This window comes from Leucobacter faecis (genome assembly GCF_054456635.2).
This window is the reverse complement of sequence record NZ_JBTJEP020000003.1, coordinates 82,751-107,710: the sequence shown is the minus strand read 5'-3', so window position 1 is coordinate 107,710 and position 24,960 is coordinate 82,751. Positions and strand designations below refer to the sequence as shown.

Below are 24,960 nucleotides of genomic sequence, written 5' to 3'. Positions count from 1 at the left end.
CAGAGCGCGTGCTCAGACCCAAAGCGTAGACTTACAGCCATGACCGTGACTGCCATGACCCCGAACCCGCGCACCCTGGGTGCGCCCGTTGTGAGCCTGGCGATGCCTCGCGTGCGTCGCCAGGAGGGCCGGCTCAAAAACAACCCCGTAGACGGCGCCAAGAAGATTCTGCTCGCGGCCCCCCGCGGCTACTGCGCTGGCGTAGACCGCGCGGTGGTGGCCGTCGAGAAAGCGCTCGAGCGCTACGGCGCTCCCGTGTACGTGCGCAAGCAAATCGTGCACAACGTGCACGTGGTGCGCACGCTCGAAGAAATGGGCGCGATCTTTGTTGAAGAGGTCGATGAAGTGCCCGAGGGCGCGAACGTCGTGTTCTCGGCGCACGGCGTGTCACCGGCGGTCGTGAACGAGGCTGAAGATCGCGGCCTGCACGCCATCGACGCGACATGCCCGCTGGTGACTAAGGTGCACCGCGAGGCCGTGCGATTTGCGCGCCAAGACATGGAGATCTTGCTTATCGGTCACGAGGGGCACGAAGAGGTCGAGGGCACGGCGGGCGAGGCGCCCGAGCACGTGACCATCGTCAATTCGCCCGAAGACGTCGACACCCTCGAGGTCAAGGACCCAGATAACCTGGTGTGGCTCTCGCAGACCACGCTCTCGGTGGACGAGACGATGGAGACCGTGCGCAGGTTGCGCGCCAAGTTTCCTAACCTGCAAGACCCGCCGAGCGAAGACATCTGCTACGCGACGCAGAACCGACAGGGCGTTATTAAAGAGATCGCGCCGCAGTCTGATCTGGTGCTCGTAATCGGTTCACGCAACTCGTCAAACTCGGTGCGTCTCGTCGAGGTTGCGCTCGAGTACGGCGCTAAGTCGGCGTACCTCGTTGATTACGCGAGCGAGGTGAAGCAGGAGTGGCTCGATGGCGTCAAGACGATCGGTGTATCGAGCGGCGCTTCGGCCCCCGAGGTGCTCGTGCAAGAGCTGATCGACGACCTCATCGACGCCGGGTATGCAGATATTCAGGCGGTCATGACGGCAGAAGAGGACCTCGTGTTCTCGCTGCCCAAGGAGCTGCGTCAAGACGCCTCGGGCAACACCGACGCGCGGGCCCTCGGCGGCCGCGTGCGCTAGCGGCCCGACACCTGCACGACTACGGCTCGCTCACGCGCGCGAGCAGCTCGGTGAGCAGCGCCTCGGCGACCGGCGCCGGGAGCTCCTCGACGAGCGCCATCAACGGCGCCATTTTGCGCGGCAGCTTCGTACCACCGGCACCAGCTGCGCGCAGGATCGCCCACGCCGCCGCGGGGCCCGGCACACGCTGGGTCCCGGCGCGCGCGGGCCGACCATACCCGAGCAGCCGCAAAGCCGCGAGCGCGAGCGCGGGGTTCGGGCGGGGCTTGCCTCGGACGGCGTCGGCTGCCGTGCGTACGGCAGCGATGAGGTCTGCAAGCGTGTGCTCGGTCACCGGGGTGACGGTGAGGTGCACACTGTGCGGCAGGCGCACACCGTTCGCCTGGGTGAAGCCGGGCTGGTGCTGAAGCCGGTAACCTAGCCGCGCCATCTCGTCAGCCAAGTGGTGCGGGTCGACCTGCGCGTGAGCCGGGAGCGAGGCATCTGCCACGAACGCGACCGCTGGGCCCGTAGGCGTGCCCCACACGCTCAGCCCAGGCACGCCATTCACCGCACGAATGATCGCTTCGACTGACCGCGCACACGACGCGGTGAGGTCTGCAAACCCGGTCTCACCGAGTCTGCGCGTGATCGCCCACGCTGCCGCGAGTGGCGAAGCAGAGCGCGAGCCCATCAGTGTCGGGTTCACCACCGGGTAGCCGGGCCAGCTGGTGGTGGCGAAGAACTGCGCGCGGTGGCGGGCTCGCCCGCGGTGCAGTAGCACCGAGACGCCCTTGGGGGCGTAGCCAAACTTGTGCAGGTCAGCAGATATGCTCGTGACGCCCCGCACGCGAAAGTCCCACGCCGGCATCTCGGGCCACCACGGCAGCACGAGGCCACCGAAGCAGGCGTCCACGTGGCACGAAACGCCAAGCCGGTCTGCGGCTGCCGCCACCTCGGCCACCGGATCGAGCGCGCCGCTCGGGTATGCGGGGGCCGAGACGACAACGAGCGCGACGTCTGCGCCTAGCCGCGCGATCACATCCTCCGCCACCACTGACCCGTCGGGTGCGCAGGGCACCCCATCGAACTCGAGATCGAAGGCGAGGGCCGCCTTACGAAATGCCGCGTGTGCCGTCTCTGGGGCGACAATGCGCGGACGCCGCACGCCCGCGTCGGCCGGCTGCGGGTGACGCCTGCGCCACAGGTCGCGCGCGGTCTTCACCGCGAGCAGGCAGCTCTCTGTGCCGCCGCTCGTGACACTGCCGACGACGCGGCCGCCGTCGAAGGGGCTGCGCCGCTCGCCGCCCAGCGCCTGTCGCATAAACCGTACGAGGTCGCGCTCCATCACTGCGATCGACGGAAATGTGGTGGGGTCTAGGCCGTTGAGCGGCCGGGCGATCTCTGCAGCGGCACCCGCGAGCGCATCGAGCGCGGCCTGGCCCGAGTCGTACACGTACGACAGTAGCCGGCCGCCGTGCGTCGGCGCGTCTTTGGCGCGCAGCGCTCGCAGCTCGGCGAGGATCGCCAGCCCCTCGTCGTCGGTACCGCCCTGAGCACAGGCGCCCTGAGCCCGGCTTTCGTCACCGCCGTTGTGCGGGCGTGCGCTCATGCGCGCGCACCCGTGTTCTGTGCGATGTCGGCTTCGCGTAGCCGGTACCGCGACAGCGTCGCGAGGCTCGCAAGCATCAAGAGCGCGGGCACCACGCTAAACGAGAGCGCGATACTGACGACAGCGGCGCCCGGTTGTGCGACCGCGGGGTCTCCCGCCACCGATTCAATGTATCCAGAGGTCGCGAGCATGATGGTGAGTATGGTCGCGCCCAGTGCCATGCCCGCGGTCTCGCCCGCCGTCCACACCCCACCAAACACCCCCGCGCGGGTGTCGCCGTCGTAGCTGATCACGTCGGGCAGCATCGCCATCGGCAGCGACTGCATGCCGGCGTAGGCGGCGCCAGCGACCGCGACGGGCGCGAGGATCCACCACCCGGGCACCCAGATCATCGGGGTCAGCGCGAGAGCCGCGACAAGAAATAGTGTGCTCGCGAGACGAAACGCACGCTCCTTGCCGGTGCGGTCGGCGAGTCTGCCCCACAGCGGTGCGACAAATAGTGCGGGGGCAATGAGGGCCAGAAATAGCGGGGTCACGGCGCCCTCGTTGCCCAGGATCCAGCGGGCGACAAACTGGGCGCTCGCGAGCATCATGCCCGTCGCGAGACCCTGCAGCACGAACGTCGCGAGCAGCGCACGAAACGGCTGGCTTTGCCGCAGCGCGGTGAATCCGTCACGATAGTGCGCAAGCGAAAAGACCCGCGATGCCCCGTGCGCACCGGCCACGAAACCGAATGAACCGCTCGCGGCCCGCGGCACGACGGTAGACGCCACGAAGAGCCCCGTTCCCAACACGACGGCCGCCACGACTCCCATCGTGAGGTAGCCAGCGTAGGGGCTTTCCGGAAACAGGCCGCGCAGCTCGGGCCCGCCCGCACCGAACAGCAAGATCGCAAACGTGAGCACGACCACCCGCCAAGTGAGTAGCCGAGTGCGCTCGTGATACCCGTCGGTGAGCTCGGCGGGCAGCGCAATGTAGGGCACCTGAAACAGGCTGAAGCAGGTGGCGGCAGCCACAAACGCGACGAGCACCCAGAGAGCCGAAAGCGGCGGCGCGAGGCCAGCTGGCACGGCGAAGGTGAGCGCAAACGCGATGGGCAGGCCCACGACGCCCACCAGCATGGGGCCGCGCCGTGATCCGGAGCTGCGCAGCGCGCGGTCGCTCAGTGCGCCGATCACCGGGTCGATGAGCACGTCCCAGATCTTGGCGACGGTGATGATCGCGCCAGCGGCCAGCGCCGTGATACCGAGCGAGTCCGTCATGTAGTAGACGAGCACGAGCCCGGGCAAGGTGGCGAAACCGCCGGTGCCGAGCGAGCCCGCGGCATAGCGAGAGATCACTCCGCGAGACAGCCTGGGCGCCGGGGAGTTCGTCGTTGAATCCATGCGCCCAGGCTACTCCGCGTAGGGGTGCAGCGTGGCAGCGGCGCGCGCTACATCTGCATGTCCTTGATGTACGCGAACATCTTGTCGAGCGATCCGTTGGGGTCGGCGTCAAGCTGCTGCATAATCTCGGGTGCGCCCGCAAACATGGCGACCGTGGGCACGATCAACACGATGAGCACCGCAATTGCGCCCGCCGTGAGCGGCACCCAGAACGCGAGCCTGCGCGCGCGCATGCGCTGAATCGAGTAAATCAGCGTCACCGCGAACAAAGCGAGCACCGCGATGCCCGTGCCGGTGCCGAGAGGCTTCACCCACTCGGCGAGCGTCGCGTGCTCGAGACCAATCATGGCCCCCACGAGGCGCAGCTGCGACTCGAGCGCAAACATCGAGCTCGCGATGCTCAGGGTGCTGTACGCGGCAAGCACGAGCAGACCGATCGTGATGACGCGGTCGGCGATGCGCGGCTTTGGCGCGCTGGGCTTCGCTGCCGCGCCCGGCACGCTGCCCTGCTGGGGAGCGACGCCAGAGGCCCCGGCCCCCGGCGCGCGGTATGGCGCCCCGGGGGTGCTGGGACCCTGCGCTTCGGGTGCCTGAGCTCCGGATCCCTGGGGGCCGGTGCTTTGCGCCCCGGGCCCGGCGGCGGGTGTACCGCTGGGGCCGGATCCGGCGCTAGCCCCGCCTTCGGCACGACCACCCGAGGCCGATTTGGCCCCGCGCTTAGGTAGCCCCGCGCCGAGGTTATGCGGCACACCGGGGAGCGACTGGGCCGCGCCACCGGGAGCGGCGGCGGGATGCGTCGCGCCGGAGTGAGTGGCGCTAGCGTCGTTGGTGTCGTCGCTCGCGCCCTCGGGCTTCCACTCCCAGCCCTCGGGGGCAAGCTCGCCATAGGCAGGCTTGGGCCTTGAGACCGGCGGGGGCGTGGGCTCCTCGGGAGCAGCCGAGTCTTGCGGGGTCGCGGGGCCGTCTGTCACTACGCGCTCACCGACTTGCCTGCCGAGCCGAGCTGCTCAGCAGCCAGCGCGATACGCGCCGCCATACCGGTCTCTGCTACCTTGCCGTAGGCGCGGGGGTCGTACTGCTTCTTGTTGCCGACCTCACCGTCAATCTTGAGCATGCCGTCGTAGTTCTTGAGGACATAATCAACGAGCGGGCGCGAGAATGCGTACTGCGTGTCGGTGTCGATGTTCATCTTGATGACGCCGTTGCGCACAGCCTCGGCGATCTCCTCAGCAGAGGAGCCCGAGCCGCCGTGGAACACGAGGTCGAGGGGCTTAGCCGCGGTGCCGTACTTCTCGGCAAGACCCGCCTGGATGTCAGCGAGCAGCTCGGGGCGCAGCTTCACACCGCCGGGCTTGTAGACGCCGTGCACGTTGCCGAAGGTGAGGGCCGTGAGGTAACGGCCCTGCTCGCCGAGGCCGAGCGCCTCGACCGTGGCGATGCCGTCTTCGAGCGTCGTGTAGAGGCTGTCGTTGATCTCGTGGGTGATGCCGTCTTCTTCGCCGCCCACGACGCCGATCTCGACCTCAAGAATGATGCCGGCAGCCGCCATGCGGGGCAGCAGACCCTTCGCGATCTCGAGGTTCTCGCCGAGGGGAACGGCCGAGCCGTCCCACATGTGCGACTGGAAGTAGGGCAGACCGTCGCCGTTCTTGACGCGCTCTTCGCTCGCGGCGAGCAGCGGCAGCACGAAGCTGTCGAGGTGCTGCTTGGGGCAGTGATCGGTGTGCAGGGCAACGGTGATGTCGTAGGCCTTGGCGACTTCTTCGGCGTACTTAGCAAACGCGAGTGCGCCGCCAGCACGGTTCTTGACGGTGTGACCCGCGAAGTAATCGGCGCCGCCAAAGCTGACCTGAAGAATACCGTCTGACCCGGCCTCTGCGAAGCCCTGCAGGGCAGCGTTCAGAGTCTGCGAGCTTGATACGTTGACCGCGGGGAACGCGAACGCTCCAGCCTTTGCGGTGTCGATCATTGCTGCGTATTGTTCCGGGGTTGCAACGGCCATGAGGGCTCCTTGAGGGGTGAGAGAGTGAGTTACTACTACGCCACTTGTTCCATACCACGCGGTTCGGCGCTGGACCGCGTTCGTACTCCAGTCTAGGCGGTAGACTTGAGGCCATGACTGAACCACGATCTCTCGGCGATTGGCAGCCTGACCGTAACCTCGCAATGGAACTGGTGCGCGCGACTGAAGCGGCGGCCATGCGGGCGACTCCCTGGATCGGGCGCGGCGACAAGAACGCAGCTGATGGTGCGGCGGTCGATGCGATGCGACGCTTCCTCTCCACCGTCAACATGAACGGCACCGTTGTGATCGGTGAAGGCGAGAAAGACGATGCGCCGTGGCTGTACAACGGCGAGCAGGTGGGCAACGGTGAGGGCGCCGAGTGTGACGTCGCGGTTGATCCGATCGATGGCACGCGCCTGGCCGCAGAGGGTCGCCCCGGTGCGCTCTCGGTGATCGCGGTGGCCGATCGCGGCAGCATGTACGACCCCTCGGCCGTGTTCTACATGGACAAGCTCGTGTGCGGCCCCGAGGGCGTGGGCGTGGTTGACATCAACCGTCCCATTGGCGAAAACATTCGCGCACTCGCTCGCGCTAAGAAGGTCGACGTGTCTGACATTCGTGTCGCCGTGCTCGACCGCCCCCGCCACGATCAGCTCATCACTGACATTCGCGAGGCGGGTGCTGGCACGCGGCTCATCATGGACGGCGACGTCGCGGGCGGAGTCAACGCGGCACGCTGGGACTCGCGCATTGACATGTGCGTAGGCATTGGTGGCACCCCCGAGGGCATCATCACCGCGTGCGCAGTGAAGGCGCTCGGCGGCGTGATTCAGGGTCGCCTGTGGCCGAAGGATGACGAAGAGCGCGAGCGCGCCCTGGGCGCCGGCCACGATCTCGACCGCGTGCTCGAGGCAAACGATCTCGTTGCGAGCGACAACTGCTACTTCGTGGCGACCGGCATCACGTCGGCCGACTTCGTTGACGGCGTGCAGCGCCACGGCCCGTTCGTGCGCGCAGAGAGCATCGTGATGCGTGCGCACTCGGGCACCATTCGCCACGTCATCAGCGACATGGACCCCACGCGCTGGAACTAGCGCACACGCCACAGGCTATTGACCTGCGGTAGAACTTCGCCCCCGATGCTCACTGAGCGCCGGGGGCGAAGTGTTTCAGCCGTCAGCTAGAGGGCCTCCACTTCTTCGAGCATGCTGGCGTCGTAGGTTTCGACGTCGCGCAGGCTCCGCTCGACCGCGCGGGTGCGCACGCCGACCTGCTGCACCGTGTTTTGGGCGGTCGCGAGCTGCTTCTCGAGTTTGTCCCACACCTGGCCGTACTTCTGAAACTCGGCCTTCGCGGCTCCCAGTACCTTCCATACCTCAGAGCTGCGCTGTTCGATCGCGAGGGTGCGAAACCCGAGCTGCAGGCTATTGAGTAGCGACATCAGCACGGTGGGACCTGCGACGGTCACGCGGTACTCGCGCTGAATCTTGCTCGCGAGCCCCGGCCGCCGAATAGCTTCAGCAAACAGCCCCTCGGTGGGCAGGTACATGATGGCGAAGTCGGTTGAGAACGGCGGGTGCACGTACTTGTCGTGAATCAGCTTCGCCTGCGTGAGGATCACCTTTTCGATGGTGCGGCCAGCGAGCTGCACCGCCTCGGTGTCTCCCGACTCTTGCGCCTCGAGCAGACGCTCGTAGTCTTCTTGCGGAAACTTCGAGTCGATCGGCAGCCACACGGGCACGTTACTGTCGTCGCGTCCGGGCAGCTTAATGGCAAACTCGACGCGCTCTGCCGTATCGGGGCGCACGGCCACGTTCTCTTGATACTGCTCGGGGGTGAGCATGTCTTCGAGCTGGCGGGCCAGCTGGACCTCGCCCCAGCTACCGCGGCTCTTCACGTTGGTGAGCACGCGCTTAAGCCCGCCCACGTCTGAGGCGAGCGTCTGCATTTCACCGAGGCCCTTTTGTACCTGCTCCAGGCGCTCGCTCACGAGACTAAACGATTCGCCGAGTCGCTTCTCGAGCGTGCCCTGCAACTTCTCGTCGACGGTCTCACGCATCTTTTCAAGCTTCGCTTCATTGCCCTGGCGCATTTTTTCGAGCTCGATACCGAGGCTGCGCCGCAGATCTTCGAACCGGCCCTCGACCGACTGCTGAAACTCAATCTGCGACTGCACGTGCGCCTGTGACGTCGTATGCATGCGGTCGTTCAAACCCACGAGTGATCGTTCGAGTAGGTCGCGCTGTTCGAGGGCTGCGCCCTGACGCGACTCTCGATCGCGCGCGAGCTCACTGGCCTGGGTTTGGCTCACCGCGAGCAGCCTGGCGTCGAGCTGCTGCTGCCCGGCCGCGATCGCCTGGTTGATTTCGCCGCGCAACAGCGCAAACTCTTGCCGTAGCTCAGGCCCCAGTGAGGCCGACCCGCCTCCGGGTGCTTGCCCCGGTTTGTAGCGCAGCAGCACCACGGCGAGCACCGCGATGAGCAGCAGTAGGTTCGCCGCGAGCAGCGTGATGACAAGGGCATCCATAGCGTCCCAGCCTTTCGAAATCGGTGTTGTGCCAACGCTACTGGCCACCACCGACACGGGCGCTTCGAGACACCGGCTGCGGGGAGCACAGGGCATGATCCGGAGCAAACAAGCCGCGCACGGCGGGCGCCCGAGGCTACAGCTTGAGCGGAATTGCCTTGAGCGTGTGCAGCTTCACGCCCGTGGCCTTCACGAGCTCGGCGATGCTGGCAGCGCCGTGGCGCCGAGCAGCGTCGATGACGATCGCGGCGCAGGCTTCGGCGTCGGCACTCGCGTTGTGGTGCGCGAAGTCGCCGTATCCTGCGGCCGCAGCCGCGAGTGGTAGCCGATGCGACGAGAGCTCGTAGGTCTTGCGTGAGACCTGCACACTACAGAGATAGCGCAGCCCCGGCACCGGGGTGACGGTCTCGGCGCAGGCCGTGCGAATCACGCTCATATCGAAGCTGGCGTTGTGCGCCACGGCCACGTCGTCGCCCAGAAAATCACGCAGGTCGCCGAGCTGCGCCGCCCAGTCTGGGGCGTGCGCGACCATCGCGGGGGTGATGCCGTGAATCTTGATGTTGAAGGGCTGAAATTCGGCGTGTGAGGCCGGTGGTTTGATGAGCCAATCGGCGCGCTCGACGACGAGCCCGTCGCGCACGCGCGCGAGCCCGACCGAGCACGCCGAAGAAGCGTGGCCATTTGCGGTCTCAAAATCGATGGCGGTGAAGTCTACGGGCACACGTAAAGCGTGCCACACACCTCTGACAGTTCTTACAGCGCTCGCGCCGGGTAGAATGGTCGATCGTGGCTCTAACTATCGGAATTGTCGGACTCCCTAACGTAGGCAAGTCGACCCTGTTCAACGCTCTTACGCACAACGACGCGCTCGCGGCGAATTACCCGTTCGCCACGATCGAGCCGAACGTTGGCGTCGTCAACCTGCCCGACCCCAGGCTGAACAAGCTCGCCGAAATCTTCGGCTCTGAGCGTCTGTTGCCCGCGCCCGTCAGCTTTGTTGATATCGCGGGCATCGTACGCGGCGCGAGCGAGGGTGAGGGGCTCGGCAACCAGTTCCTCGCCAACATTCGTGAGGCAGACGCCATTGCGCAGGTCGTGCGCGGGTTTCAGGACCCTGACGTCGTGCACGTTGACGGCGATGTGAACCCCGCCAGTGACATGGAGACGATCAACACCGAGCTGATCATCGCCGATATGCAGACCCTCGATAAGGCCCTCCTGCGCTTTGAGAAGGAGCTCAAGAACCGCAAGATCGAGGCCTCGGTCGTCGCGACGGCGAAGACCGCTCGCGCGGCGCTCGATGAGGGCAAGCTGCTTTCGCAGACCGACATCGACCTCGAAGACATTAGCGAGCTCGGGCTGCTCACCGCGAAGCCGTTCCTCTACGTCTTTAACGTCGACGAAGAGGTGCTGCAGGACTCGGCGCGTCTCGAAGAGCTCGCGGCGCTCGTGGCGCCCGCGAAGGCGATCTTCCTCGACGCCAAGATCGAGAGCGAGCTCATCGAGCTCGACGACGAAGACGCCGCCGAGATGCTCGCGTCGATCGGCCAAGAGGAGAGCGGCATTAGCCAGCTCGCGCGCGTCGGCTTCGACACCCTCGGCCTGCAGACCTACCTCACCGCGGGCCCCAAGGAGGCGCGTGCGTGGACGATCCGCAAGGGCGCGACCGCGCCGCAGGCAGCCGGCGTGATTCACGGCGACTTCGAAAAGGGCTTCATTAAGGGCGAAATTATCTCGTTCGAGGATCTCGTCGAAGCCGGATCGGTGGCCGAGGCACGCGCCAAGGGCAAGGCCCGCATGGAGGGCAAGGAATACGTGATGCAAGACGGCGACGTCTGCGAGTGGCGTTTTAACGTCTAGTCGCGTTCCGCTTTAACGTCTTGTGCAAGCGCCGGATCCCGCTGCGGGGTTTGGCGCTTTTCCTTTGGACTGGACCTTTCGTCGCTGGTTGGATCAAAAACCATTTGATTGTTAATACGTTCTTGCGTACTGTCATCTTTGTGGATGACAAAACGTTCCTGGATGAACTCAGGCAAGAGATTCAAGATCTCGCGACGAGGGTGGCTTCGTTGGAGAAAGCGGCCGCGGATGAGCGGCCTGAGCAGGCCAGTAAGGAATCGCCTGCGCTCAAGCCGGGAGATGAGTTCTGGGCACTGTCGGGGTTGAAGACCAGACTGGGGGAGCACCCATCAACGGAACAGGGCGCGGTGGCTCTGGTAGGTGCGGTGACGCTTCCGACCGGTGCGCCAGTTGCGTGGCAGCAGACAGCGGGAACCGCAGGACTCTTCGAGGTGGAGTGGGACGGGCACGCGGCAGCATTCGCCGCGTTAGGGCACCCGGTGCGTCTGGAACTCTTGCGTCATATTCTTTCTGGCGTTCATGCCACTGCAGAGCTCGCGTCGATTGAATCGCTAGGCACGACGGGGCAGCTGCATCATCACCTGCGGCAACTGCTGTCGAGCGGCTGGCTGAAGCAGAGTGGCAGAGGCAGTTATGAAGTTCCACCCGCCCGCATGGTGCCTTTGTTGGTCTGCCTTGTCGCTGCGGAGGGCTGATGCGTCTTCTCCTGCGGATTTATCGTGTGCGTGGAGTGATTCTTCTTATCGCAGTAGCGCTGTGCTTGCTGGGGGCGCTTCGTCGGTTCCTGCCAGAAGGCGAGGTGATTGAAGCGACCTTTCTAGTGCTGTCGTGGCTGGGAATTGCTGGCCTGCTGATTGCCGTGCTTGTGGCCATGCCTGCAGCGAGGTTACTACCAGAGTACGGATCAATCAGCGTCGTTTCCCCTGTGGCTGGTCGCTGGCTAGGTATGAATAGTCCGGTCGATAACGTCCCCAGCCACGGAGTCCGTACTTATGGCCAGGCTTACGCAATTGACTTGGTTTATGAGCCCGTAGGCAAGAAGCGCCCAGCGTTTGGGGCGGGCCCAGCTATGCGGTCTCCCGAAGAGTACCCCGCATTCGGCCAGCCCGTTCGTGCGATGGTTGACGGTGAAGTTGTAGCTGTGCTGGACACGCTGCGTGATCACCGCGCACGTTCACGTATGAGAGGCATCATGTACATGATGATCGAGGGTGCGATTCGTGAGCTAGCTGGACCGAAGTTCATCATTGGCAACCACGTGACGATCCGCAGCGATGATGGAGTTTTTGCAGTATTGGCGCATATCAAGAATGGGTCGGCGCTCGTGAACGTAGGAGATCGAGTCCGTGCTGGCCAAGAGGTTGCCGAATGTGGAAATTCGGGGCACAGCAGCGAACCACATGTGCACGCGCAGCTGATGGATCGGCGCTCAGCATGGACTGGGCAAGGTGTCCCATTTTCCTTCATAGATGTGCGGATCGGGGACACTGAGCAGCTGCAAAATGCCCTCCCCGGCAATCTCCAGCATGTGACTATTGATATGCCCACGTCTGTTCCGGCGCGACCGGCCAAAACCTCAAAGGAATAAGCAGTGGATCCTGTATCACTCATTTTCGGTGCGTCTATCGCGTCTGCTGTCTGGATATCCCTTCTGCCGCGAACTCGACGAAAATGTCCACAGTGTGAGTCGGCCGGCCTCGACTAAATGGACGTGAAAGTGATTGACTTGACTTAGCGCCCCATGCTTAACCTGGGTGGTTCCACTGCAAAGGTTGCTATCTGTGGGCACTGCTGCGAGTGGCGTTTTAACGTTTAGTCGCGTTTGGCTTTAACTTTTGGCGGAGGGAGCAGTGTTGCCGGCTGGCTTGCGCGGTGCCGTACAGCAGCCTCCATGCTACGGTTATTGACATCATGATCAGCTCGTTGCCGCAAGGCGCGGGCTGATTTTCTTGTCGCAGAGGGCGTGAACGTGGAGTACACGAAGGCGTGGCTGCCGCTCGATGAACAGCTCGAACGGCTCATTGCGCGTGGATTCTATGTCGAAGACCGCGCTCGTGCGGTCAGGGTACTTGAGGCGATTGGGTACTACCGTCTGACTGGCTACCTAATACCCCTATTTGGAGACGGAGCAGTACTCCGATGACGAAGGCCGCGTGGGTACGCGAGTGCTGAGCAAGTACCGGCCAGGTACGACGCTGCAACATGCTGAGGCAATCATCGACTTTGACCGGCAGCTGAGACTTCTAGTCTTGGAAGGAGTCGAACGCATTGAAATTGCTGTCCGTATGAGGACTGGCTACTTCCTCGGGCGCACCTCTGCATTCGCGCACGAGGACGCAGCTTGCTTCGACGACTTATTACTTGCTCAAACACTGACAGTCGCGAGCCTCAGGCGAGTAAGCATGTTCAGTGGCTGGAACGCGTTAAATCGCGCCGAGATAGTTCTGATGAGCAATTCGTTGCCCACTTTCGCGACAAGTATGACGACCGCATGCCGGTCTGGGCGCTCACCGAGCTCTTGGAACTGGGCCACCTCTCACCGCTCTACCGAGACATGCTGCAGAAGGATGCTGAGGAACTCGCGGCGGCGTTCGGCGTGCCGAGGACGAAGATAATGACCAGCTGGCTTGCCAGCATGAACTATGTGCGGAACGTCGCGGCTCACCACGCTCGGCTCTTCAACAGGAAACTCCAGCACGCACCCTCACATCCCAGAATGGGGACGCTACAGGCGCTCGATCATCTCAGCGCTCCTGGAACACCCAAAGCTGACTTCGGCACGTGTAACGCGCTCGCGATCATCGCATACCTCCTCCAAACAATCGACCTGGAATCGAGCTGGGCCCGAAATCTAGCGGGCCTCTTTCGCTCCCTCCCGACGTCGCACGCGTTGACGCTTCAATCGATGGGCGTACCCGAGGGCTGGGAGAGGCTGGAGCTTTGGCGAGCCTGAGCTGATCCAGGATGAGTGTGCTGCTCTAGCTCCTGGAGTTGGCTCACCAACGAGGTGCGGCTCGCACCATCCCCGACCTTCCGGCGTTTTCGTCAGGGTACATCACGAGACATTGGGGGTTCAGACCCGTCTCTTTTGGCTGAACGACCTGCTATGCGCCGTCGGGGTGGTTCCCAGTCGAACGAAGAAATGCTTGCGCAGCAAATCATCGGATGCGTATCCAACAGCGTGACTGACAGCAGACACGGACAGGTGCCCCTGCTCGAGGAGGCGTTGAGCTTCTCTGACGCGTAAATCATTGAGCCAAGCGTTGGGAGTGGTTCGCAGGTGCTCAGAGAACCAGCGGTAGAAGGTTCTCGAGGACATCGAGCAGATCTCGGCAAAATCCTTAGTCTGCCAGTGGCGGCCAAGATCGGCGGTCACTGCGCGGTGTAGTTGTTCAACGGTAGGTGATGAGCTGAGTGGTGTGCGCAATTTGGCGAACTGTGCTTGCGTACCTGGCCTGAACGCGGGAGTCACCATCGAGCGGGCTACCATTTCGGCCGCTGTTGCGCCCCATTGCTGGCGAAGGAGGTGAAGGAGTAGATCGATACCGGCAGTAACACCCGCAGAGGTCCAGATCTTGCCGTCTCCGTAGTACAGATCACGCGGGCGCACGTCAATCTCGGGGAACTGTGCAGCGAGTTCTTCTGCGAAGCGCCAGTGGGTAGTCGCTGTGCGACCTGCGAGCACGCCAGTGTGGGCCAACGTGAATGCGCCAGTGCATAGTGCCGCCACGATAACGCCTGACTGTTCGGCGTTCGCAACCGCTGTTACTTCCTGTGGCGAAGGTCTAGCAAGCGGCTCTTCGCTTCCCGGGACGACCAGGAGGTCTAGCTCCGTGACTGTGGTCAACGAATGTGTGCGACGAATTGAAGTGAAACGGTTGAGATCAGTAACTTCGCTGTCTGCAAGGAGCCGAAGCTCCGCACTGGGCACGCCACGATCTGATCGGTCATCGAACACCTCGCGCGCTACTTCGATGTCGAAAGCCCGGCGACCCGGCCCCAAAAGGATTCCCACGACAGTCATGGCGAAATTTTATCGAAGTATGACATTCGCGCCACTGTTCAGGTCAGTGTCGTTCTGCTGGACTGAACTCATGGCAGAAATTGAACAGGCGGCCCTGGTAGTCGTCGACATGCAGCAAGGATTCCTCGATGGTTCATGGGGCCAGACCGCTAACTACCCCCAGTGTGAACACAACGTCGAACGACTGATACAAACTTGGACAGAACTGAATCTGCCAGTGGTCATCGTGCGGCACGACAGCGTGAACCCTGCCTCATCTTTGTACGTCGACGGCCCCGGCAATGCGCTCATGCCTTTGGTCGCCCACGTTCGTCCGGATCTTGTGGTGTCGAAGACCGTAAATTCGTCTTTTTACGGAACCCCCGATCTTGAAGCGTGGCTGAGGTCTGCCGGCATCGCAAAAATTGTTGTGTGCGGAATCCAGACCAACCTGTGTGTGGAGACAACCGCGCGAATGGGCGGAAACCTCGGGTTTGAGGTCGTGGTACCGCTCGATGCCACTCGAACTTTTGACCTTGCAGGTCCAGATGGAACTGTCATCGATGCTGTCACCCTGGCGCGCGTTACTGCGACTAACCTGCATGGAGATGGATTTGCTCGCGTGGTCTCCACGGGTGACCTGCTCGCCGAAATGAACACGAGTGAGTCCTAGAGCTACTCGCGAAAATGCAGTGAACAATTGTGGTTGGCTCTCGCTATTCTCTTCGACAGGTTGGTATCTGTGGGCACTTTTGCGACTGGCGGTTCAACGTGTGATCGATTCTCGCCGTTGGACAAGCGCAGTGAGGCGAAATAACGCCTTGTAGGCTGGGCTGCATGAGAGGCGCTTCTCCAATTCGACGAAAGATTCGGCTTTTCCCCGACTATGGTCGTGACTGGCCACTCTGGGAGAACTCTACGCCTACGTGGGATGTGGGATACACGACTACCCCTGATCTGTATGGACTTTCAGACGAATTGACCCAAGATTTGGCTCAGTGGAACGCGTTATGGTCCGCAAATTTCGACCCGTTTGATGGCTGGAAGAGCGACGAGGCGCGGGAACAGTGGCGCAATGACGGTGTGGGTATTGTTAGGCGTCTCCGCGAGGAGGTCGCTGATTTTGCTGACGTGAAATACGAACCGTGGCCGCTCGGCAGTTGAGATGAGTAATAGCAAGGAAATATCGTCCACTCGTAGTGTCGTTGTTATTGAGCTGAGCTGACAGATATGAGACGGCAGTTTTTGTTTACGGGTGTAGCAATGAGCTTACTCTCCTGCATGGTATTGCCCTCGGAGTCATAGCACTGGGCGAGGACCCCCTAATTAGTTAGTCCATCGATCTAATCGGTATTTGGGGAGCTGGAGGTGTCCACGAACCGAGCCAGATTAGGTCTCGCTGTTGAGCAAGCCTCGCGTAAACCAATACCCCTGTGTCAAACCAGTTGTGTCAAGCAAAATTCAATTCGTCCAATAACGTTGATAACACGCGATTCTTGATGATGAAACATGCGCAAAACACCGAGTGGTGATTTAACGCCTGGCGTTATTAACGCATCACGGTATATACTGATTGTGTGATCAGATCCTTCGCCGACCGTGACACTGAGCGCGTGTGGCGTCGCGAACCAGCGAAGAGATTTGATCCGCGAATTCACAAGACCGGGAACCGGAAGTTGCATCTTCTAGATGCCGCTCCTTCGGTTGACGCATTGCGTGTTCCTCCGGGAAACCATTTGGAGGCTCTCAAGGGGGACAGGCTCGGGCAACACAGCATCCGGATCAATAATCAATGGCGGATTTGTTTCCGCTGGACCGACGCGGGACCCGAAGACGTCGAGATTGTGGATTACCACTGAGGAGGGATCATGTCAGAGAAGCTGTATCCGCCGATTCATCCAGGCGAGATCCTGATGGAGGATTTCATCAACGGATTCGGCATCACACAGAACAAGCTCGCTGTATCGATCGGAGTGCCGCCGCGTCGCATCAATGAGATCGTGCACGGCAAGCGATCGATCACGGCAGATACCGCGCTTCGATTGGGACGGTACTTCGGCGTGTCCGCCCAGTTCTGGCTCAACCTGCAGACGCGGTTTGAACTGGAGCTCGCTGAGGATCGAATGTCGGAGCAGGTCGCCGCAATCACGCCGCTGAAGGTCGCGTGACGAGAACCGGAGATGAAGCCCAGGCGGTGCACGAGGCATATGAGTCTCGCGCGACCGAGTACATCGAAGTCCTCGGATCTATCGAAGCCATGTCTCCGGTGGATCAAGTTGCGATTGAAGAGTGGTTCCGCGGTATCGACGGCCGCATTGTCGATGCTGGCTGCGGGCCGGGCCACTGGACCGCGCATCTGCGCGGACTCGGCGCTGACATCGAAGGCATCGACATGGTTCCAGCGTTCATCGACAGCGCTCGGAGACGATTCCCGGACGCAACGTTCCAACTCGGCGATCTGGAGACTCTCCCGGTCGAGTCGGCCAGCCTGGGTGGAATTCTTGCCTGGTATTCCGTGATCCATACGTCTCCAGAACGGCTTACTGGAATTCTCCGAGAATTCGCCCGATGTCTTGCGCCGAGTGGAAAGTTACTCCTCGGATTCTTCGAAGGGCAACAAGTCGAGCCGTTCGACCACGCGGTCACCACCGCCTATTTCTGGCCGGTGGGTGAGATGATGCGGATCTTCGCGGACGCTGGTTTTGAAGTCTTGGACGTGCAGACACGGACCGACCCCGGCAGTCGCCCGCACGCAGCAATGAGTGCTCGGCTTTCAGGCTGACCAGTTTCTTCGAAAGGTTGATTCGTGCGGGCACTCGTGCGAGTGGCGGTTTAACGTCTAGGTTTGTTGGACTTGCCGCGCACCCCTTCACAGTGAGTGGAGGGGTGCTCTGCATCTAGTGGGTAAGATGCTCGGTGCTTGGGCGTTCAGGAGCCGCTCCTAAAATTTATTTGTTAGAAGTTGTGGTTTACGGGCTGAAAAACCACAAGAAGCGACAAATAGATTATTGAGCCCCCTGGCGAAACGTCCTCACAGGCCCCAAAACAGGATCGAGAGAGTTATGACAGACAGCGTCGAAGAGGTGCTTCCGCCGTGCCCCGAGTGCGAGGCAGAGTACACCTACGAATCAGGTGCGCTGTTCAGCTGCCCCATGTGTGGGCACGAGTGGGCGCCTGCGTCAGCGAGCGCGCAGGCGAACGCGCAGCAAGCGCAAGAAGAAAACGTTGTACGCGACGCGGTAGGTAACCCGCTCGCTGACGGCGACGACGTCACCGTTGTGAAAACGGTAAAGATTGCGGGCGGGGGAGGCGGGGCGGTGAAAGCCGGCACCAAAGTGCGGGGCATTCGCCTCGTAACTGACCGCGGCGATGGCCACGACATCGACGCCAAGATCGCGGGCGTCGGCAAGATTCAACTCAAGTCGAGCATCGTCAAGAAGCTTTAGGTAATAGGCAGTCTCGCGCCAAGGCCATAACGGGCTCGAGTACCAAACCGGCAAGCCTCATCGAAAGTTTGAATATTACTTCTTGATTTCGCTACAAATGTTGCACTAGCTTGATCGTGTGCAAAAGAAATCAGTAGGTATTGCTCTCGCGCTCTCTGGGCTCCTGCTCGCCGGTTGCGCATCGCAGGCGCCCGCAAAGGCACCCGCAACGGAGCCCGAAGCGAACCCCAGCGCGAGCGCTGAAACCGACGCGAAGGCCGCAGCATCTGCGCCGAGCGAAGGCCAATTCTCAATCGAACACATCACCTCGTGCGACCAAATCGAGGCGGCGGTCGCTCCCTATATTCAAGGCCTCGTGCCGCTTGCCGACAACGTCGTCGATGAGTGGGGTGTGAGCTGCGGTTGGGACATGGCCGAGGACGAAACAAACGTCGCGAACGGTCGCAGCGTCTCGGTAGGAATGGCCACGGTTGAACAGGGCACGCCCAAACCCGACCCGAGCATGGTGCTCGAAATGGAGGGTGCTTCACTCGTCGAGGATCCCTGGCTGGCAGATAACGGCGGCATCGGTTACTCCCTGCAAACAGCAGTCGCTATCGCAGGGGCAAGCACCACGACCATCTGGGTGCCTGGCGTCGAAACGAGCATCACCGCATCGGCGGTGGGTGATATGCCCACGGTCGATGGCCCGGCGGGGCTGAAGATCGTGCAAGCGCTCCTCGCCAAGTGAAGCAACTGAAACCGCCAAGGCCGCCCCACCAACCACACATCTGACTGTCGACGAAATTCGATACTGTAGAAACCACCATTGACCCTGACCCACGAGAGAGACACCCGTGAGCCATCACAGCACCCACCCTGACCAGGAGGGTCGATCTTCGCGCCCCCTTATGATTCAAGGGGGTGACAAGAAATGGTAGAGGCTTGGCTCACACTGCTCGTGGGCGTTCTCATTACGCTCGCGATCATCGTGGCGTGCGGGTTCTTCGTGGCCCAAGAGTTTGCGTACATGTCGGTCGACCGCTCGCGCGTCTCGGCCCAGGCGGCGAAGGGCGACGCCAAAGCGCGGCAGGTGCTCGGTATCACTAAGCGCACGTCGTTTATGCTTTCGGGCGCGCAGCTCGGCATCACCGTCACCGGGCTGCTGATCGGTTACGTCGCTGAGCCGCTGATCGGCAAATCGATCGGCACGCTGCTGGGCGGCGCGGGGCTCGATCCCGTCACCTCGGTGCTCATCGGCACAGCGGGCGCGCTGATTCTCGCGACGCTCGTCACCATGATCTTCGGCGAGCTCTACCCCAAGAACCTCGCCATCGCGAGCCCCGAACCGCTGGCCCGGGCACTCGCGACGCCCACGCGCATCTACCTCGCGGTCTTTGGCTGGCTCATCAAGATCTTCGATATGGCATCTAACGCCCTACTGCGTTTGCTCCGGATCGAGCCGCTTGAAGACGTTGACGAGAGTGCCACGGCCCGTGATCTCGAGGCCATCGTAGACGCATCACGCGAGAGCGGCGACCTGCCGCAAGACCTTTCGGTCATCATTGATCGCATTCTTGACTTCCCAGAGCGCGACGTTGAACACGCGATGGTGCCACGCTCGCGCGTTGACGTGGTCACCCCGCAGACCACAGTCGGTGAAGCACGAACACTCATGGCGACCGGGCACACCCGTTACCCTGTTATCAGCGACGAGGATTCGCCCGTGGGTGTTGTCGAACTGATCGACCTGCTGCGCGGCAGCTACCCCGACGCGACGCTCGTCGCAGACGTGATGCGCGAAGCAGTTGTGCTGCCCACCACGATGCTTCTGCCCGTGGCGTTTGCGCGCATGCGCGAAACCCGCAACGAACTCGCATGTGTCGTTGATGAGTACGGCAGCTTCGACGGTATCTTGACCATCGAAGACCTGACCGAAGAGGTCATCGGCGAACTCGCCGACGAACACGACACCGATGTGGCCGACGCGACCAGCATTGGCGAGAACAGCTGGCGTATTCCGGGCGACGTGCACCTCGACGAGGTTGAACGCATCATCGGGTTTGACCTGCCAGAAGAAGACATCGAGACGATCGCCGGCCTCATGATCGATCGCTACGGCGACCTCGTGCCTGTGGGAGCGAAGGTGCGTGTAGACCTGCCCGAGCGTTCGGCGGAAACACTCCAGGGGATCCGGATCTCGCGCTGGCTCGAGATCGAAGCGACCGAGGTCGCACGCCACGTGCCGTCGCAGATTCTGGCGCGCCTGCACGAAGCCGATATGACGAACGACACTGAGGAGGCAGCGCGATGAGCTGGTGGCTAGTCACAATCATCACGATCGCACTGATCGTTGCGAGCGCCTTCTTCGTGATCGTCGAGTTTGCGCTCCTCGCGGCGCGCAGGCACCGGCTCGAAGAACAGGCCGACCACAGCGCGTCCGCCCGTGCGGCGCTGCGCAGTATGAACGAGCTGACCGTGATGCTCGCGTTCGCGCAGCTCGGTATCACCGTGTGCACGTTCTTGCTCGGTGCGATCACCAAGCCGGCGATCGACTACGCGCTGTCGCCGGTGTTTGAGGCGTGGGGCCTGCCCTACGTGCTCGCCGACATCATTGCGTTTATGCTCGCGCTGATCGTGGTCACGTTCTTGCACCTGGTGATCGGCGAGATGGCGCCTAAGTCGTGGGCGATCGCACACCCCGAAACGGCCGCCAAGTCGACCGCGTTTACTGCGCGGCTGCTCACGTGGCCGCTGCGGCCGCTACTCCTGTGGATCAACCGCATCGCCAACAAGCTCGTCAAGGCATCGGGCGTGGAGCCGGTCGAGAAGGCCGCCGCGGGCGGTCAAGACGTCGACACGATCAGGCAGCTCGTGGCGCACTCGCGCGCGGTAGGCACGCTCGAAGAGGAATACTCAGAGTCGATCTCGCAGGTGATCGAGCTCAGTTCGATGACGGTCGGCTCGATCGTGCGCACCGACAAGGCACCCTCATCGGTGCCGGTGCACGCGACCGCCGCCGATGTGCGAGCCGTCGCAGCAGAGTCGGGGCATCTGCGCCTGCTCGTCGGGTCAGACGCCGACTGCCGTGTCGCGCACGTGCGCGACACTCTCGCGGTCGCTGATGAGACGCCCGCGGCCGAGATTTCGCGCCCCGCGATGAGCCTCGCACCCGGCGACTCGGCATACGATGCGCTCGCGCGCATGCGCCGCGGGCGGGTGCAGCTCGCGATCGTGGTCGAAGCCGGCAGGCTGCTGGGCGTGATCACGCTCGACGATCTGCTGCGCGAGATCGTACCCGCGTAGCGAGCGCCGCCGCGAGACAGCATCGAAACGACGAGACGGCATCGAAACGACGAGTCGGTGCGATAATGACGTACTTATCGCACCGACTCGTCGTTTTGATACCTGCTCGTGCCGGCTCGCCACCACGGCTGCCGTCGTAGCCACGGCAGCCGTCGAAGCAGCGACCGCGCGGCGGTTAGGCTTAAGACCATGACTGCAACGCTCGTGGCCGAGGGAATTTCGGGCGGATACGCCCACCGCACCCTCTTTGACAACGTCAACCTCACCGTCGCCCCCGGCGACGTGATCGGGGTCGTCGGCGTGAACGGCGCGGGCAAGTCAACCCTCCTGCGCATTCTCGCGGGCGACCTCGCACCACAGACCGGCAAGATCCACCGCGCCCCCACCGACGCGTTCGTCGGCTGGCTGCCCCAGGAGCACGAGCGGGTCGCGGGCGAGACCGTCGCCGCGTACATCGCCCGCCGCACCGGCTGCGCAAAGGCCACGACCGTGATGGACGCGGCCGCGATCGCCCTGGGCGATCCGGGGGCGGTGCGGCCGGGGGATCCGGATCCAGCTGATGTGTACGCGGCCGCGCTCGATCGCTGGCTCGCGAGCGGGGCGGCCGACCTCGAGGAGCGGCTGCCCGCGGTGCTCGACGAGCTGGGGCTCGCGCAGATCGGCGCCGAGTCGCTCATGACCGGGCTGTCGGGCGGGCAGGCCGCGCGCGTGGGACTTGCGGCGTTGAAGCTGTCGCGGTTCGACATTGTGCTGCTCGATGAGCCGACGAACGACCTCGATTTTGCGGGCCTCGAACAACTCGAGAACTTCGTACAGGGGCTGCGCGGCGGCGTCGTGCTCGTGAGCCACGACCGAGAGTTTTTGGCGCGCTGTGTGACGAGCGTGTTCGAACTCGACCTCGCGCAGGGCCGCAGCACGCTGTTTGGGGGCGGCTACGACGCTTACCTGCAAGAGCGCGAGGTGGCGAGGCAGCACCGCCGCGACGAGTACGAGCAGTTCGCTGCGACGAAGGCCGACCTCGTCGCGCGCGCCCGCACGCAGCGGGAGTGGTCGAGCCAGGGCGTGCGCAACGCGATGAAGAAGAACCCCGACAATGACAAGATCAGGCGCCGCGCATCGACCGAATCGAGCGAAAAGCAGGCGCAAAAGGTGCGGCAGATGGAGAGCCGCATTAAGCGCCTCGACGAGGTCGAAGAGCCACGTAAGGAGTGGCAGCTCGAGTTCACGATTGGGGCGGCCCCGCGCTCGTCGAGCGTCGTGGCCACCCTCAACGAGGCCGTCATCGAACAGGGCGACTTCACGTTTGGCCCCGTGTCGCTGCAGCTCAACGCGGGGGAGCGGGTAGGCATCACGGGCCCGAACGGCGCGGGCAAGTCGACGCTCTTGCGGGCACTCCTGGGGCGGCAAGAGCTGATACGGGGCGCGGCATCGCTGGGCGCCTCGGTTGCGATCGGCGAGATCGACCAGGCGCGCGCCCAGTTTGCGGGCGAAGCTACGCTCGCCGACGTATTCGAAAACCTCGTGCCCGAGTATGCGAGTGGTGAAGTGCGCACGCTGCTCGCCAAATTCGGGTTGAAGGCCGATCACGTGAACCGTGCCGCTGGTGAGCTGTCGCCGGGTGAGCGCACGCGGGCCGGGCTCGCGCTCCTGCAGGCCCGCGGCGTCAACGTACTCGTGCTCGATGAGCCCACGAACCACCTCGACCTGCCCGCGATCGTGCAGCTCGAGCAGGCGCTCGAAAGCTTCGAGGGGGCGCTCTTGCTCGTCACGCACGACAGGCGCATGCTCGAATCGGTGAACCTCACCCGCCGCTGGCACGTGGAGGCCGGTCGTGTCCAAGAACGCTAACGTACACGCGGCGGTCGCGCGGCTGTCGCCCGGCTATTTTGCGCTCGTGATGGCGACGGGCATCGTCTCAATCGGGCTGCACGATGTCGGTGCACAGGCCCTGTCGCTCGCGCTCCTGTGGATCGCGGCGGTCGCCTACGCGGCCCTGTGGGTGCTGTTCATTTGGCGGGCGATCGCGTTTCCGCACCACGTCCGCCGCGACCTGCGCAACCCCGAGATCGCGTTCGCGTACTTCACCGTCGTCGCGGGCACTGACGTGCTCGGGGTGCGGCTCGCACAAGCGGGCGCGGTGACCGCCGCGACGACGCTGCTCTTCGTCGGGGCGGGCCTCTGGTTCGTCTTCGGGTACCTGCTGCCCTGGCAGGTGCTCATGACCCGCGACGGCCACCGTATCCTCGCGCGCACCAACGGCACCTGGTTCATTTGGGCGGTCGCGAGCCAATCGCTCGCCGTCGGCATGAGCCAGATCCAGGCGCACGCGGCACCCCAGGCACAAACCTGGATCGGTATGCTTGCGGTGCTGTCGTGGTCGGTGGGCGTCGCGCTCTACGCTGGCATCGCGCTCATCGTGCTGCTGCGCATCATTCACTACGGCATCACGCCCGGCGAGTTCGAACCGCCCTACTGGGTCGCGATGGGGGCGCTCGCGATCGCGGTCGTCGCGGGCTCGGGCATCGTCGACATGCAATCGACGCCCATGGTCGACGCGACGCGCGAGCTCATCTCGGGCACCGTCGTCGTGTTCTGGAGCTTCTGCGTCTGGCTGATTCCGATGCTGCTGGGTGCGGGCGTGTGGCGCCACCTCGTGCACCGAGTGCCGCTGCGTTACGTGCCGACACTGTGGTCGATGGTGTTTCCCATGGGCATGTTTGCGGTTGCCTCGGTCTCTTTGGGACGGGCAGACGCGCTGCCCGCGGTCGAAACAATCGGCCATATCGCGCTCGTGATCGCGGCCCTCGTTTGGTGCGCCGTGTTTCTGGCGATGCTGCTCCGGATCGCCCACGCGCTGTGGGCGCAGGCGCGGGGCGGGCGAGCTACATTGGAGGGGTGAGCGCCAAACTAACCCGTCCCATTCACTCTGTTTCGTCGGGTGACCCCGCAGCTCCACACCGGGTCGTGTTCTTACACGGCCTGTTTGGCCGCGGCAAGAACTTCACGCGTGTGGCAGCGGGGCTCGAGCCCGAAGCCGTCAGCCTGCTCGTCGACCTGCCCAACCACGGTCAGTCGGGGTGGACCGAGCACATCTCGTACGAGGAGCTCGCCGACCTCGTGGCAGAGCACCTTCGTGCGGGATTTGCGGCGGGCGGCCCGGTAGGCGTGATCGGGCACTCCATGGGCGGCAAAGTAGCGATGGTGCTGGCGCTTCGGCACCCCGATCTCGTGCGTAAGCTTGTGGTGCTCGACAACTCACCTACAACATCGGTGAGTGGGCGAGGGGAGTTTCAACACCTACTGGCGGCGCTCGCGAGCCTCGACACGTCGAAGCTCACCCGTCGTGCCCACGCCGCCGCGCTGCTTCGGGCAGAGATTCCCAGCGACGCGGTACGCGGGTTCTTGCTGCAAAATCTGCGCCGCGATACTGATGGTTTCTCGTGGGAGCCAAACCTTGCGCTGCTGCGCGCAGAACTCGAAACGATCATGGCGTTTCCAGAGGTTGCGCCGCTCACGTTTGATGGGCAGGTGCTGTGGGTGGGAGGCGAAGAATCGGGGTATGTTACCGACGAAGACGAACCCGCCATGCGCACCCTGTTTCCGAGAACCCGACGCCTGACGATGAAGGGTGCGGGGCACTGGGTGCACTCAGAGAAGCCAGCAGAGACGATCGCGGTGCTGCGCGCGTTCCTCTTGCAGTGATCTTCGAGAGAGCGGGCGTCTA

25 protein-coding genes and 1 pseudogene are annotated in these 24,960 nt (G+C 63.2%); 19 read left to right on the top strand and 7 right to left on the bottom strand.

What is annotated here, in order from left to right:
- The first annotated feature begins 39 nt into the window (after positions 1-39).
- Positions 40-1,134, top strand: a complete 1,095-nt coding sequence (locus ACXR2T_RS03510) for a 4-hydroxy-3-methylbut-2-enyl diphosphate reductase (RefSeq protein WP_458813678.1) — start codon at positions 40-42, stop codon at positions 1,132-1,134.
- Positions 1,135-1,153: 19 nt separating this feature from the next.
- On the opposite strand, the gene ACXR2T_RS03505 is transcribed toward ACXR2T_RS03510, so the two are convergent.
- Genes ACXR2T_RS03505 through fbaA form a run of 4 tightly spaced genes read right to left on the bottom strand, consistent with a single transcriptional unit; the run spans position 1,154 to position 6,112 of the window.
- The gene (locus ACXR2T_RS03505; RefSeq protein WP_458837929.1) at positions 1,154-2,725 is read right to left on the bottom strand and encodes a pyridoxal phosphate-dependent decarboxylase family protein; all 1,572 of its coding nucleotides are present in this window, start codon (positions 2,723-2,725) and stop codon (positions 1,154-1,156) included.
- Positions 2,722-4,110 (bottom strand): MFS transporter, encoded by a 1,389-nt coding sequence (locus tag ACXR2T_RS03500; RefSeq protein ID WP_458837928.1) that lies wholly within the window; start codon positions 4,108-4,110, stop codon positions 2,722-2,724. The genes ACXR2T_RS03505 and ACXR2T_RS03500 overlap by 4 nt, the downstream gene beginning before the upstream one ends.
- Before the next feature lie 47 nt (positions 4,111-4,157).
- Positions 4,158-5,081 carry a DUF6264 family protein gene (locus ACXR2T_RS03495; RefSeq protein WP_458837927.1) on the bottom strand — a complete coding sequence of 308 codons (924 nt, stop codon included), beginning with the start codon at positions 5,079-5,081 and terminating at the stop codon, positions 4,158-4,160.
- Positions 5,081-6,112 (bottom strand): class II fructose-bisphosphate aldolase, encoded by a 1,032-nt coding sequence (fbaA, locus tag ACXR2T_RS03490; protein WP_458837926.1) that lies wholly within the window; start codon positions 6,110-6,112, stop codon positions 5,081-5,083. Before fbaA ends, ACXR2T_RS03495 begins: the two co-directional genes overlap by 1 nt.
- Before the next feature lie 113 nt (positions 6,113-6,225).
- Between fbaA and glpX the strand changes: the two genes are divergently transcribed.
- Positions 6,226-7,209, top strand: coding sequence for a class II fructose-bisphosphatase (glpX, locus tag ACXR2T_RS03485; protein ID WP_458837925.1), 984 nt, complete (start codon positions 6,226-6,228; stop codon positions 7,207-7,209).
- A gap of 86 nt (positions 7,210-7,295) precedes the next feature.
- On the opposite strand, the gene ACXR2T_RS03480 is transcribed toward glpX, so the two are convergent.
- Both ACXR2T_RS03480 and ACXR2T_RS03475 read right to left on the bottom strand, forming a co-directional pair.
- Positions 7,296-8,642, bottom strand: a complete 1,347-nt coding sequence (locus tag ACXR2T_RS03480; protein ID WP_458837924.1) for a DNA recombination protein RmuC — start codon at positions 8,640-8,642, stop codon at positions 7,296-7,298.
- 136 nt (positions 8,643-8,778) lie between these two features.
- On the bottom strand, positions 8,779-9,363 hold the full coding sequence (locus ACXR2T_RS03475) for an exonuclease domain-containing protein (protein WP_458837923.1): 585 nt from the start codon (positions 9,361-9,363) through the stop codon (positions 8,779-8,781).
- Positions 9,364-9,428: 65 nt separating this feature from the next.
- On the opposite strand from ACXR2T_RS03475, the gene ychF reads away from it, so the two are divergent.
- The 5 genes and pseudogenes from ychF to ACXR2T_RS03450 all read left to right on the top strand — a co-directional run bounded on the left by ychF (position 9,429) and on the right by ACXR2T_RS03450 (position 13,455).
- Positions 9,429-10,502 (top strand): redox-regulated ATPase YchF, encoded by a 1,074-nt coding sequence (gene ychF, locus ACXR2T_RS03470; protein ID WP_458837922.1) that lies wholly within the window; start codon positions 9,429-9,431, stop codon positions 10,500-10,502.
- 104 nt (positions 10,503-10,606) lie between these two features.
- Entirely contained in the window at positions 10,607-11,197 is a 591-nt protein-coding gene (locus ACXR2T_RS03465) for an ArsR/SmtB family transcription factor (RefSeq protein ID WP_458837921.1), read from the top strand.
- Between the two features lie 35 nt (positions 11,198-11,232).
- On the top strand, positions 11,233-12,090 hold the full coding sequence (locus ACXR2T_RS03460) for a M23 family metallopeptidase (protein ID WP_489945485.1): 858 nt from the start codon (positions 11,233-11,235) through the stop codon (positions 12,088-12,090).
- A 565-nt stretch (positions 12,091-12,655) separates the two neighbouring features.
- A pseudogene (locus tag ACXR2T_RS03455) lies at positions 12,656-12,796 on the top strand (Abi family protein); the annotation flags it as partial.
- A gap of 47 nt (positions 12,797-12,843) precedes the next feature.
- Positions 12,844-13,455 carry an Abi family protein gene (locus ACXR2T_RS03450; RefSeq protein ID WP_458837918.1) on the top strand — a complete coding sequence of 204 codons (612 nt, stop codon included), beginning with the start codon at positions 12,844-12,846 and terminating at the stop codon, positions 13,453-13,455.
- 120 nt (positions 13,456-13,575) lie between these two features.
- Here ACXR2T_RS03450 and ACXR2T_RS03445 read toward each other — a convergent pair whose 3' ends face one another.
- Positions 13,576-14,526: a GlxA family transcriptional regulator gene (locus ACXR2T_RS03445; RefSeq protein WP_458837917.1), complete on the bottom strand. Its 951-nt coding sequence runs from the start codon at positions 14,524-14,526 to the stop codon at positions 13,576-13,578.
- A gap of 70 nt (positions 14,527-14,596) precedes the next feature.
- Here ACXR2T_RS03445 and ACXR2T_RS03440 point away from each other — a divergent pair, with 70 nt between their 5' ends.
- The 12 genes from ACXR2T_RS03440 (at position 14,597) to ACXR2T_RS03385 (ending at position 24,938) form a co-directional block, all read left to right on the top strand.
- The gene (locus ACXR2T_RS03440; protein ID WP_458837916.1) at positions 14,597-15,178 is read left to right on the top strand and encodes a cysteine hydrolase family protein; all 582 of its coding nucleotides are present in this window, start codon (positions 14,597-14,599) and stop codon (positions 15,176-15,178) included.
- 164 nt (positions 15,179-15,342) lie between these two features.
- Positions 15,343-15,669, top strand: coding sequence for a hypothetical protein (locus ACXR2T_RS03435; RefSeq protein WP_489945484.1), 327 nt, complete (start codon positions 15,343-15,345; stop codon positions 15,667-15,669).
- A gap of 413 nt (positions 15,670-16,082) precedes the next feature.
- Positions 16,083-16,364, top strand: a complete 282-nt coding sequence (locus ACXR2T_RS03430) for a type II toxin-antitoxin system RelE/ParE family toxin (RefSeq protein WP_458837915.1) — start codon at positions 16,083-16,085, stop codon at positions 16,362-16,364.
- Positions 16,365-16,373: 9 nt separating this feature from the next.
- Positions 16,374-16,673 carry a HigA family addiction module antitoxin gene (locus ACXR2T_RS03425; protein ID WP_458837914.1) on the top strand — a complete coding sequence of 100 codons (300 nt, stop codon included), beginning with the start codon at positions 16,374-16,376 and terminating at the stop codon, positions 16,671-16,673.
- Positions 16,670-17,287: a class I SAM-dependent methyltransferase gene (locus ACXR2T_RS03420; protein ID WP_458837913.1), complete on the top strand. Its 618-nt coding sequence runs from the start codon at positions 16,670-16,672 to the stop codon at positions 17,285-17,287. The genes ACXR2T_RS03425 and ACXR2T_RS03420 overlap by 4 nt, the downstream gene beginning before the upstream one ends.
- Before the next feature lie 280 nt (positions 17,288-17,567).
- Positions 17,568-17,951, top strand: coding sequence for a zinc ribbon domain-containing protein YjdM (locus tag ACXR2T_RS03415; RefSeq protein WP_458837912.1), 384 nt, complete (start codon positions 17,568-17,570; stop codon positions 17,949-17,951).
- 118 nt (positions 17,952-18,069) lie between these two features.
- Positions 18,070-18,681, top strand: a complete 612-nt coding sequence (locus tag ACXR2T_RS03410) for a hypothetical protein (protein ID WP_458837911.1) — start codon at positions 18,070-18,072, stop codon at positions 18,679-18,681.
- A 183-nt stretch (positions 18,682-18,864) separates the two neighbouring features.
- Complete coding sequence (locus tag ACXR2T_RS03405; RefSeq protein ID WP_458813654.1) at positions 18,865-20,244, top strand: hemolysin family protein; 1,380 nt, start codon at positions 18,865-18,867, stop codon at positions 20,242-20,244.
- Positions 20,241-21,236 carry a hemolysin family protein gene (locus ACXR2T_RS03400; protein WP_458837910.1) on the top strand — a complete coding sequence of 332 codons (996 nt, stop codon included), beginning with the start codon at positions 20,241-20,243 and terminating at the stop codon, positions 21,234-21,236. The genes ACXR2T_RS03405 and ACXR2T_RS03400 overlap by 4 nt, the downstream gene beginning before the upstream one ends.
- Positions 21,237-21,425: 189 nt before the next feature.
- Positions 21,426-23,084: a ribosomal protection-like ABC-F family protein gene (gene abc-f / locus ACXR2T_RS03395; protein WP_458837909.1), complete on the top strand. Its 1,659-nt coding sequence runs from the start codon at positions 21,426-21,428 to the stop codon at positions 23,082-23,084.
- A complete protein-coding gene (locus ACXR2T_RS03390; protein WP_458837908.1) occupies positions 23,068-24,135 on the top strand; it encodes a tellurite resistance/C4-dicarboxylate transporter family protein in 1,068 nt (355 codons plus the stop codon). Before abc-f ends, ACXR2T_RS03390 begins: the two co-directional genes overlap by 17 nt.
- Positions 24,132-24,938, top strand: coding sequence for an alpha/beta fold hydrolase (locus tag ACXR2T_RS03385; protein WP_458837907.1), 807 nt, complete (start codon positions 24,132-24,134; stop codon positions 24,936-24,938). Before ACXR2T_RS03390 ends, ACXR2T_RS03385 begins: the two co-directional genes overlap by 4 nt.
- Positions 24,939-24,960 lie beyond the last annotated feature (22 nt).

Coding starts and splice junctions, on each gene's coding strand:
- ACXR2T_RS03435 (WP_489945484.1), top strand. CDS start 15,343: ATGAGAGGCGCTTCTCCAATTCGACGAAAGATTCGGCTTTTCCCCGAC.
- ACXR2T_RS03400 (WP_458837910.1), top strand. CDS start 20,241: ATGAGCTGGTGGCTAGTCACAATCATCACGATCGCACTGATCGTTGCG.
- ACXR2T_RS03405 (WP_458813654.1), top strand. CDS start 18,865: ATGGTAGAGGCTTGGCTCACACTGCTCGTGGGCGTTCTCATTACGCTC.
- ACXR2T_RS03415 (WP_458837912.1), top strand. CDS start 17,568: ATGACAGACAGCGTCGAAGAGGTGCTTCCGCCGTGCCCCGAGTGCGAG.
- ACXR2T_RS03445 (WP_458837917.1), bottom strand. CDS start 14,526: ATGACTGTCGTGGGAATCCTTTTGGGGCCGGGTCGCCGGGCTTTCGAC.
- abc-f (WP_458837909.1), top strand. CDS start 21,426: ATGACTGCAACGCTCGTGGCCGAGGGAATTTCGGGCGGATACGCCCAC.
- ACXR2T_RS03505 (WP_458837929.1), bottom strand. CDS start 2,725: ATGAGCGCACGCCCGCACAACGGCGGTGACGAAAGCCGGGCTCAGGGC.
- fbaA (WP_458837926.1), bottom strand. CDS start 6,112: ATGGCCGTTGCAACCCCGGAACAATACGCAGCAATGATCGACACCGCA.
- ACXR2T_RS03500 (WP_458837928.1), bottom strand. CDS start 4,110: ATGGATTCAACGACGAACTCCCCGGCGCCCAGGCTGTCTCGCGGAGTG.
- ACXR2T_RS03440 (WP_458837916.1), top strand. CDS start 14,597: ATGGCAGAAATTGAACAGGCGGCCCTGGTAGTCGTCGACATGCAGCAA.
- ACXR2T_RS03425 (WP_458837914.1), top strand. CDS start 16,374: ATGTCAGAGAAGCTGTATCCGCCGATTCATCCAGGCGAGATCCTGATG.
- ACXR2T_RS03480 (WP_458837924.1), bottom strand. CDS start 8,642: ATGGATGCCCTTGTCATCACGCTGCTCGCGGCGAACCTACTGCTGCTC.
- ACXR2T_RS03510 (WP_458813678.1), top strand. CDS start 40: ATGACCGTGACTGCCATGACCCCGAACCCGCGCACCCTGGGTGCGCCC.
- glpX (WP_458837925.1), top strand. CDS start 6,226: ATGACTGAACCACGATCTCTCGGCGATTGGCAGCCTGACCGTAACCTC.